We start from the raw sequence: 9,989 nt of genomic DNA, 5'->3' as shown, positions 1-9,989 counted from the left end.
GCGGCTTCGGGGCACTGCCGGAGCCCCGCCGTGGGGCGGGGACACGCCGGAGTGTCCCCGCAGGACGAGCGCGCACCACCGAGCACAACCGCGACATGCCGCACCGCGCGAGCCGAGGAGACACTCCGGCGGGGCACCGCCCCACACCACCCAGCCCCGCCGGCGCTTGAGGCGCACGGCCCGGGCCAGAACCCCGGCACCACCGACCCGCCGGAGCCGGCAACCCCGGCGGGAGCCGAAGGGCCGAGGGGCTACAGCGCCGCGCGCAGGGCCTGCGACAGCACCCCCGGGGCCTCGGCCAGCGAGGGCCCGTACCAGGTCAGGTGCCGGCCGCTGACCAGCGCGGCGGGCAGGCCCGGGAAGGCCTCCGGGCCGTCCTCGGCCGTGAAGCGGTACGGCTCGTCCGGGAGCACCACCAGATCGCAGCCGGCCGCCGCGAGTTCCTCCACCGGCACCCGGGGATACCGCTCCGGGTGTCCGGCGTAGACGTTGCGGACCCCGAGCCGCGCCAGCAGGTCCCCGGCGAAGGTGTCCCGGCCCAGCACCATCCACGGCCGCCGCCAGATCGGCACGAACGCGGTGAGCGCGCCGGCCGGCTCCACCCCGGCCCACGCGCGCTCCGCGCCGGCCGGCTCCACCCCGGCCCACGCGCGCTCCGCGTCCGCCAGCCACCCCGGCCTCCTCAGCCCCAGCGCCCCCACCAGCACCCGGTCCAGCTCCCGCAGCGCCTGCGGCAGGTCCCGGACCTCGGTGACCAGCACCTCCACACCGGCCGCGCGCAGCGCCGCCAGGTCGGGGGCCCGGTTCTCCTCCTCGTTGGCGATCACCAGGTCCGGCCGGAGCTCCGCGATCCGCCGTACGTCGGGGTTCTTCGTCCCCCCGATCCGCACCGCGTCGCCGAGGTCCCCGGGGTGCGTGCACCAGTCGGTGACCCCGACCAGCAGCCCCGGCGCGCTGACGGCCACCGCCTCGGTCAGCGAGGGCACCAGCGAGACGACCCGCCGCACGCCGCTCAGTGTCCCGGCGACGGGGGCTCGGAGGTCGCGTGGATGTGCTCGCCCACCGCGACGACCAGGATCCGGGTGTCCTCGGTGACGGCCCGCCAGCGGTGCCGCACGCCGCCGGACAGGAACAGCGCGTCCCCGCTCTCCAGCCGGTACGCCCGCCCCTCCGCTTCGACCTGGCAGGCACCCTCGACCACGTACATCAGTTCGTCGTTGCGATGCTGGTACTCGCGTCCGGCGTCCTGGTCCCCGGTGAACTCCATCGCGTGCAGCTGGTGGTGACCGCGCACCAGGGGCCGTACACCCGGGAACGGGGTGAGCCCGGAGGCGTCACCGGCCCGTACGAGGTCCACCGTGCGCGCGGTGTCGGAGGCGGCCAGCAGCTCTACGGCCGTGGTCTCCAGCGCGTCCGCGACCCGCTCCAGGGAGCGCATGCTGGGCCGGGCCCGCTCGTTCTCTATCTGACTCAGGAAGGGCACCGACAGGCCGCTGCGCGCCGACACGGCGGCCAGCGTGAGATGGAGCGCGCGGCGCCGCTTGCGCACGGCCACGCCCACCCGGAGCGGCTCCTTGCCGTCCTTGTCCTTGCTCTTGTCGTCCCTGTCGTTCAGCTTGCCGTCCATGCCATCGCTGCCGTCGGTGCCGTCCCTGTCGTTCATGTCGGGGCTGCCCTCCCCATGTCTGTCGCACATCGGTGTGCTGTAAGCACCTTACGCAGCAACCGCCTCCGGTTTCGCGTGCACGGCTCTTCCCGTACACATGCGCTCACTGTCCGTCGCGGCGCGGGCCGTCCGGGCGGCCCGGACACCCGCCGGGGTGCGTTGCGGCATCATCGACTCCGTGACGACACGACGCCTGATGCTCCTGGACACCGCCTCCCTCTACTACCGCGCCTACTTCGGTGTGCCGGACTCGGTGAAGGCCCCCGACGGCACCCCGGTCAACGCCGTGCGCGGACTGCTCGACTTCATCGGCCGGCTCGTCCAGGACCACCGGCCGGACGATCTGGTGGCGTGCATGGACGCCGACTGGCGGCCGCACTGGCGGGTGGAGCTGATCCCCTCCTACAAGGCGCACCGGGTGGCCGAGGAGACCGAGACCGGCCCCGACGTGGAGGAGACCCCGGACACGCTCGCCCCGCAGGTCCCGATCATCGAGGCGGCGCTGGACGCCTTCGGCATCGCCCGCGTCGGGGTCGCCGGGTACGAGGCGGACGACGTGATCGGCACGCTCACCGCCCGCGCGAGCGGCCCGGTGGACATCGTCACCGGCGACCGGGACCTCTACCAGCTGGTGGACGACGCCCGGCAGCGGCGGGTGCTGTATCCGCTCAAGGGCGTGGGCACCCTGCAGGTGACCGACGAGGCGTGGCTCCGCGAGAAGTACGGGGTGGACGGCCGCGGCTACGCCGATCTGGCACTGCTGCGCGGCGACCCGAGCGACGGCCTGCCGGGCGTCCCCGGCATCGGCGAGAAGACGGCCGCCAAACTCCTGGACGCCTACGGCACCCTGGCGGGGATCATCGCGGCGATCGACGACCCGAGGTCGAAGCTGACGCCGACCCAGCGCAAGCGGCTGGACGAGTCCCGGCCCTACCTGGCGGTGGCGCCGAAGGTGGTCCAGGTGGCCTCGGACGTGCCGCTGCCGGAGTTCGACCCGACCCGTCCGACGGCCCCGGCGCAGCCCGAACTGGTGGATGCGCTAGCCCATCGGTGGGGTCTGGGTGGCGCAGTCTCTCGCCTGAGCAGTGCGCTGCGCCCATGAGGTGATAACTTAGGTAAGGCTAAGTTTCATGGAGTCAGGGGAGTCACCGTGGCAGAAGGACGCGCCCGCACCGTCGGCACCGCCGTCGTCGTACGCACCGAGCGGCTGTCGCCGCACATGGTGCGGCTCGTGCTGGGCGGTGAGGGCCTCCGGGAGTTCGGCGCGGGCGAGTACACCGACCAGTACGTCAAGCTCCTGTTCGCCCCGGCGGGCGTCAGTTACCCCGCGCCGTGGGACCTGGACCGGATCCGCGCAGACTTCCCCCGCGCGCAGTGGCCGCGCCAGCGCGCGTACACGGTACGGAGCTGGGATCCCGCGCACCTGGAGCTGACCCTCGACTTCGTGGTCCACGGCGACGAGGGCCTGGCCGGTCCCTGGGCGGCGCGGGTGCAGCCGGGCGAGCTCGTACGCTTCCTCGGCCCGGGCGGCGCCTACGCCCCGGACCCGGTGGCCGGCTGGCACCTCCTGGTGGGTGACGAGAGCGCCCTTCCGGCGATCGCCGCCGCGATGGAGCGGATGCCGGCGGGCGCGCAGGTCCACGCCATCGTCGAGATCGACGGTCCGGCCGACGAGCTGAAGATCGCCACCCCGGACGGCATCGTCCCGATCTGGCTGCACCGCGGCGACCGCCCGGTGGGCGAGGCCCTGGTGGAGGCCGTCACGGCCATGGAGTTCCCCTCCACGGACGTCCACGCCTTCGTCCACGGCGAGGCCGGCTTCGTCAAGGACCTGCGCCGCCACCTCCGCATGGAGCGCGGCGTCCCGCGCGAGCGCCTGTCGATCTCGGGCTACTGGCGCCTGGGCGAGACGGACGAGGGCTGGCGCGCGATCAAGCGCGACTGGAACGCCTCGGTCGAGGCCGAACAGGAACACCGCGCGGCCGCGTAAAGGTTTCCCCCGCCGGTGCTTTCAGCCTCGCCGGCGATTGAGGCGCGGGGGGCCGGGGGCGGAGTCCCCGGCAACGGCGGCGCGCGCCCCACGGCCCCCGGCAGGACAATGACCCCATGCGTACGCTCTCCGCGCTCGGGGCAGCAGGGGCCGCGGTCCTCCTGACCGCGACGGCCGGCGCCGCAGCCATGGGCACGGCCGCGCCCAGCCCGCCCCCCGCCCCGAAGCCCCAGATCACGGACGCCGCCGTCGACAGGGCCGTCGCCCGCCTCGACCGCACCGTCGAGGACATGATGCGCCGCACCGGGGTCCCCGGCGTGTCCGTGGCCGTGGTCCACGACGACAAGGTCGTCCACATCAAGGGCTACGGGCTCCGCAGGACCGGCGAGAGCGCAACGGTCGGCCCCGACACCGTCTTCCAGATCGCCTCGCTGTCCAAGCCCGTCTCCTCCACGGTCGTGGCCGGCACCCTCACCGGCCCCCGGGAGTGGGACGACCGCACCGTCCTGCCCGGGTTCTCCCTGAAGGACCCCTGGGTCACCGACCACGTCACCACCGCCGACCTGTTCTCCCACCGCAGCGGCCTCCCCGACCACGCCGGCGACCTCCTCGAAGACCTCGGCTACGACCAGGCGTACATCCTGGACCACTTGCGCCTGGAGCCCCTCGGCGCGTTCCGGGCGAGCTACGCCTACACCAACTTCGGGTTCACCGCGGCCGCCGAGGCCGTCGCCCGGGCCAAGGGCAGCAGCTGGCAGAAGCTCAGCGCCGACACCCTCTTCAAGCCCGCCGGCATGACCCGCACGAGCACCGAGTTCTCCGCCTTCGTCAACTCCCCCGACCACGCCGCCACCCACGTCAAGAACGCGGACGGCACCTGGAGCCCGCGCTTCGTCCGCGACCCGGACGCCCAGTCCCCGGCCGGCGGGGTCAGCTCCACCGCCACCGACATGGCCCGCTGGCTGCGGCTGCAGCTGGCCGGCGGCACCCTCGACGGGAAGCGGATCATCCCCGCCGACACCCTCGCCCGCACCCACGTGCCCGCGATCGTGTCGCAGCCGGCCAACGCCGTCGGCACCACCAGCTTCTACGGCCTCGGCTGGAACGTCGGCTACGACAGCGCCGGCCGCCTGCGCCTGAGCCACTCCGGCGCCTTCGAACTCGGCGCCAACACCAACGTCACCATGCTCCCGCTGGAGCGGCTCGGCATCGTCGTCCTGACCAACGGCGCCCCGGTCGGCCTGCCCGACGCCGTGGCCCTGGACTTCTTCGACTACGCCGAGCACGGCAAGGTCTCCACCGACTGGCTCGCCCTGGCCGCCTCCGCCTACGCGGCCGCTCTCGAACCCCCGGACGGGTCGACCACCGACTACGCCCACCCGCCCACCACAGCGCAGCCGGCCCGGGACAGCGCCGCGTACACCGGAACCTACGACAACCCCTACTACGGCAAGGCCACCGTGACCGCCGACGACAACGGCGCGCTCACCCTCGCCCTCGGCCCCGAGCCCCTGCGCTTCCCGCTGACCCACTACGACGGCGACACCTTCAGCTTCATGACCGCGGGTGAGAACGCCGTCGGCCGCACCGGTGTGATCTTCGCCGACGGCACCCTGCGCATCGAATACCTCGACGCCGACCACCTGGGCACTTTCACCCAGCGGTAGCCGCATAGCCTGGTCCCCGATGAGACGCAGAGCCCAGCCACCCCCCTCGCCCCTCCCCCAGCGCGCCGGCATCGACCCGGTCCGGCTGCGGCTCCCGCCCGACCCGGACGGGACATGGCCGGATCTCGGCGACTACCTCGCGGCGCGCTACGCCGGCACCCGCGGCGCCGACTCGGTCGCCCGCCTGCTGGCCGCGGGCCGGGTGCTGGGCTCCGGCGGGCGGGTCCTGCGCGCGCAGGACCCGTACGAGCCGGGCGCCTACCTGTGGTTCCACCGGGACATGGAGCCGGAGCCGCGGGTGCCCTTCCCGATCTCCGTCGTCCACCGGGACGCGCACCTGCTGGTCGTGGACAAGCCGCACTTCCTGGCCACCACCCCCCGCGGCTCCCACATCACCGAGACCGCCCTGGCCCGGCTCCGCGAGGAGCTGGACCTGCCCGGCCTCAGCCCCGCGCACCGGCTGGACCGGCTGACGGCGGGACTGGTGATGTTCAGCGTCCGGCCGGAGGACCGCGGCGCCTACCAGCTGCTCTTCCAGCGGCGCGAGGTGCACAAGGAGTACGAGGCCCTCGCACCATACGACCCGGAACTCGCCCGCACCCTCCCGCGCACGGTCCGGAGCCGGATCGAGAAGGCCCGCGGGGTCATCGCGGCGGTCGAGGTGCCCGGCGGCGAGCCCAACGCCGAGAGCCTGGTCGAATGCGTCGAGGCCCGGGGCGGGCTGGCCCGCTACCGGCTGACCCCGCGTACCGGCCGCACCCACCAGCTGCGGGTCCACATGAACAGCCTGGGTCTGCCCATCCTCGGCGACCCGGTGTATCCGCAGGTCACCGACCCGGCCCCGGACGACTACCGCAGGCCCCTGCAACTCCTGGCCCGGGTGCTGGCGTTCACCGACCCGGTGACCGCGCACGTGCACCGCTTCGAGACCGGCCGCACCCTCCAGGCCTGGGACGACCGCGCGGGCTGGGAGGCCGGATCCGGCGGCTAGGGGGTGCCTTGTCGGTCAGGGCGGATCAGGGAGCGGCGGCCCGTCAGGCCGGCGGGCCGACGCCCGCGATCCGCAGCGCCGCGTCCGCGGTGGCCTCCGCGAAGGCCGTCACCGGCCGCGCCGGATCCGTGCGGTGGATCAGCATGACGCCCTCGATGAGCCCGAAGACGAGGTCGCCCCGGAGCGTCAGCCCCGCCTTGTCCCCGGCCAGTTCGGCGCCGACGCGGGTCCCGGCGAGCAACACCCGGTAGGCGTCCTTGAGTTCCCCGCGCATGCGGCGGAACCGCGTGAAGCGCGAGCCGCCCAGCTCGGGCAGCAGATAGAGCGCCCCCAGGTTGTACGGCCCGCCGCACAGCAGCAGTACGTCGGAGCGGCACAGCTCCCACAGCCGCCGCGCGGCGCACCGCCCGTCGTCCGCGAGCAGTTGCCGGGCCAGCACCAGCGAGGGTGCGACGGTGGACTCCAGCAGTTCGGCGAGGAGTTCCTCCTTGCCGGCGAAGTAGTGGTACATCGTGGCCTGGCGCATCCCGGCCCGTTCGGCGACGGCCCGCGTGGTGGTCGCCGCGTATCCCTGGGCGGTGAACAACTCGGCCGCCGCGCAGAGGAGTTCCTCGCGCGGCGGCCGGCCGCTGTCCGGTCTCAGTCGGTCGGCACGTGGCCGGCCGACCCGTCTCGGACCATCGTCCGCTCCCCCACTCATGGAATCGATCGTCGCACAGGGCACGCCGATTCGATCATGGCAAGAGATCAGATCAGGCCATCCCCACTCTCGGAGGAAGCCCCAAAACCGCCTAGCCGACCGAGCTGTAGGCCACTACACCCCGAAGCAGCGCGTCCACGGCCTTGCGGGCATTGCGCGCCACCGTGCTCCCGCTGTCACCGGAGGCCGCCGGAGCCGCCGCCGCGACCTGCCCGAGCACGTCGATGACCTGCTTGCACCAGCGCACGAAGTCACCGGCCGGCATCTCCGCCTCGCGCAGCACCTCGTCCAGGCTCTTGTCGGAAGCCCACTGGTACGCCGCCCACGCGAAGCCGAGGTCCGGCTCGCGCTGGCCCACGCCCTCCGCCTGGTTGATGCGGTGCTCCTCCTCCAGCGCGTCGAGGCGGCCCCAGATCCGGACCATCTCGCCCAGCGCCTCCTTCGCCGCGCCGCCGGGCACCTTCGGTGCGACCGCGTCGTCGGACTGGCGCGCCTCGAAGACCAACGCCGAGACGCAGGCGGCCAGTTCGGCCGGGCTGAGCCCCTCCCACACCTTGGCCCGCAGGCATTCGGAGGCCAGCAGGTCCAGCTCCCCGTACAGCCGGGCGAGCCGCTTGCCGTGCACGGTGACCTCGTCCTCGCGCAGGTAGTCCAGCTCGGTCAGCAGTGCGTGGATCCGGTCGAAGGTGCGGGCGATGGTGTTCGTCCGGCCCTCGATCCGCCGCTCCAGCTGCTGGGTGTCCCGCTTGAGCCGGTAGTAGCGCTCCGCCCAGCGGGCGTGGTCCTCCCGCTCGTCGCAGCCGTGGCAGGGGTGCGCCCGCAGCTCACTGCGCAGCCGGGCGATCTCACGGTCGTCGGCGGCCGCGGCCCGGCCGCGGGAGCGCCGCTCGGGCGTGATGTGGCCGGCCTTGGTCCGCAGCTGGGACGCCAGGTCCCGACGGGACTGCGGCGAGCGCGCGTTGAAGGTCTTGGGGATCCGCATCCGGTCGAGCGCCTCGACCGGGACCGGGAAGTCGATCGCGGCGAGCCGCTTGACCTGCCGCTCGGCGGTGAGCACCAGCGGGCGCGGGCCCTCGGCGTACTCGTGCCCGCGGTGCCCGTTGACCCGCCCGGCCGGCACGCCCGGGTCCAGGACCAGCGCCAGCCCGGCGAACTTGCCCGTCGGCACGTGGATGATGTCGCCCGGCTTGAGCTTCTCCAGCGAACCGGCCGCCTGCACCCGGCGCTGCGCCGCGCCCTGCTTGGCCAGGTCCGTCTCGCGGTCCTTGAGGTCACGGCGCAGCTGCGCGTACTCCTCGAAGTTCCCCAGGTGGCAGGTCATGCCCTCCTGGTAGCCCTCCAGGCCCTCCTCGTTGCGCTGGACCTGCCGGGAGATCCCGACGACCGAGCGGTCGGCCTGGAACTGCGCGAAGGAGGTCTCCAGGAGCTCGCGCGAGCGGTGCCGCCCGAACTGGCTGACCAGGTTCACGGCCATGTTGTAGGACGGCCTGAAGCTGGAACGCAGCGGATACGTACGGGTACCCGCGAGCCCGGCGAGCCCCGCCGGGTCCATGCCGCGCTGCCAGAGCACCACCGCGTGGCCCTCGACGTCGATGCCGCGCCGCCCGGCCCGGCCGGTCAGCTGCGTGTACTCGCCGGGGGTGATGTCGGCGTGCTGCTCGCCGTTCCACTTGACCAGCTTCTCCAGGATCACCGTGCGCGCGGGCATGTTGATGCCCAGCGCCAGGGTCTCCGTGGCGAAGACGGCCTTCACCAGGCCGCGTACGAACAGTTCCTCCACGACCTCCTTGAAGGTGGGCAGCATGCCCGCGTGGTGCGCGGCGATGCCCCGCTCCAGCCCTTCGAGCCACTCGTAGTACCCCAGGACGTGCAGGTCCTCGGTGGGGATGGAGGCGGTCCGCGCCTCGACGAGCTCGCGCACCTTGAGCCGCGCGGACTCGTCGTTGAGCCGCAGGCCCGCGTACAGGCACTGCTGGACGGCGGCCTCGCAGCCGGCCCGGCTGAAGATGAAGTTGATGGCGGGCAGCAGCCCGTCGCCGTCGAGCCGGGCGATGACCTCGGGGCGGGACGGGGTCCAGATCCGGCCGCGGGAGCGCCGCTCGCGCTCGCGGTCGGCCTCGCGGACCATCTTGCCGCGCCGCCGGTCCTTCGGACTGTAGGTGCGGCTGTTCTCCTCGCGCGCCATGCGCAGCAGATCGGGATTGACCTCCCGGCGCGCGGAGCCGCGGCCGCCGTGGTCGGACTCCTCCTCGAAGAGGTCGTAGATCCGGCGGCCGGCCATGACGTGCTGCCACAGCGGTACGGGCCGCTCCTCGGAGACGATCACCTCGGTGTCCCCGCGCACGGTGTCCAGCCAGTCGCCGAACTCCTCGGCGTTGGACACGGTGGCCGACAGGGAGACCAGGGTCACCGACTCGGGGAGGTGGATGATCACTTCCTCCCAGACGGCCCCGCGGAACCGGTCGGAGAGGTAGTGGACCTCGTCCATCACGACGTAGCCGAGGCCCAGCAGCGACTGCGAGCCCGCATACAGCATGTTGCGGAGCACCTCGGTGGTCATCACGACCACCGGCGCCTCGGAGTTGACGCTGTTGTCACCCGTCAGCAGGCCCACCTTGTCGGCACCGTAGCGCTTGACGAGGTCGGCGTACTTCTGGTTCGACAGCGCCTTGATCGGCGTCGTGTAGAAGCACTTGCGGCCCTGCTGGAGGGCCAGGTGCACGGCGAACTCGCCGACGATGGTCTTGCCCGAGCCGGTCGGGGCGGCGACGAGGACGCCTTTGCCGGCCTCCAGCGCCTTGCAGGCCTCGACCTGATACGGGTCCAGGTCGAAGTCGTACATCTCGCGGAAGGGGGCCAGGGCAGAGGCCTCTTCGGCGGCGCGGATCCGGGCAGCGGCGTACCGCTCGGCGGGTGAGAGTTCTTCGGTCATCTTGCTGTCGAGCCTACCCGCCACCTCCGACAACAGTCGCGAT

General features: G+C 73.0%; 8 protein-coding genes. 4 read left to right on the top strand and 4 right to left on the bottom strand.

Annotation, left to right across the window (positions count from 1 at the left end; translation table 11 throughout):
• Window positions 1-251 precede the first annotated feature (251 nt).
• Both ACFY0D_RS33365 and ACFY0D_RS33360 read right to left on the bottom strand, forming a co-directional pair.
• Window positions 252-1,016 (bottom strand): helical backbone metal receptor, encoded by a 765-nt coding sequence (locus ACFY0D_RS33365; RefSeq protein WP_390801677.1) that lies wholly within the window; start codon window positions 1,014-1,016, stop codon window positions 252-254.
• Entirely contained in the window at window positions 1,013-1,627 is a 615-nt protein-coding gene (locus tag ACFY0D_RS33360; RefSeq protein WP_051774094.1) for a helix-turn-helix domain-containing protein, read from the bottom strand. The genes ACFY0D_RS33365 and ACFY0D_RS33360 overlap by 4 nt, the downstream gene beginning before the upstream one ends.
• 235 nt (window positions 1,628-1,862) lie before the next feature.
• Here ACFY0D_RS33360 and ACFY0D_RS33355 point away from each other — a divergent pair, with 235 nt between their 5' ends.
• The 4 genes from ACFY0D_RS33355 to ACFY0D_RS33340 all read left to right on the top strand — a co-directional run bounded on the left by ACFY0D_RS33355 (window position 1,863) and on the right by ACFY0D_RS33340 (window position 6,314).
• Window positions 1,863-2,768: a 5'-3' exonuclease H3TH domain-containing protein gene (locus tag ACFY0D_RS33355; RefSeq protein WP_390801676.1), complete on the top strand. Its 906-nt coding sequence runs from the start codon at window positions 1,863-1,865 to the stop codon at window positions 2,766-2,768.
• 48 nt (window positions 2,769-2,816) lie between these two features.
• Window positions 2,817-3,656, top strand: a complete 840-nt coding sequence (locus tag ACFY0D_RS33350) for a siderophore-interacting protein (RefSeq protein WP_390801666.1) — start codon at window positions 2,817-2,819, stop codon at window positions 3,654-3,656.
• 116 nt (window positions 3,657-3,772) lie between these two features.
• Window positions 3,773-5,323: a serine hydrolase gene (locus ACFY0D_RS33345; protein WP_390801665.1), complete on the top strand. Its 1,551-nt coding sequence runs from the start codon at window positions 3,773-3,775 to the stop codon at window positions 5,321-5,323.
• Window positions 5,324-5,342: 19 nt separating this feature from the next.
• Window positions 5,343-6,314, top strand: a complete 972-nt coding sequence (locus ACFY0D_RS33340) for an RluA family pseudouridine synthase (RefSeq protein WP_390801664.1) — start codon at window positions 5,343-5,345, stop codon at window positions 6,312-6,314.
• Between the two features lie 43 nt (window positions 6,315-6,357).
• On the opposite strand, the gene ACFY0D_RS33335 is transcribed toward ACFY0D_RS33340, so the two are convergent.
• On the bottom strand, window positions 6,358-7,014 hold the full coding sequence (locus ACFY0D_RS33335; RefSeq protein WP_390801663.1) for a helix-turn-helix domain-containing protein: 657 nt from the start codon (window positions 7,012-7,014) through the stop codon (window positions 6,358-6,360).
• A gap of 91 nt (window positions 7,015-7,105) precedes the next feature.
• The gene (locus ACFY0D_RS33330; RefSeq protein ID WP_390801662.1) at window positions 7,106-9,946 is read right to left on the bottom strand and encodes a DEAD/DEAH box helicase; all 2,841 of its coding nucleotides are present in this window, start codon (window positions 9,944-9,946) and stop codon (window positions 7,106-7,108) included.
• Window positions 9,947-9,989: the final 43 nt, after the last annotated feature.

The sequence above is a fragment of the Streptomyces sp. NPDC001502 genome, from assembly GCF_042894785.1.
GTDB lineage: Bacteria > Actinomycetota > Actinomycetes > Streptomycetales > Streptomycetaceae > Streptomyces > Streptomyces kutzneri.
Note: the sequence above shows the minus strand (reverse complement) of the source record. Positions and strands in the feature narration are given on the sequence as shown.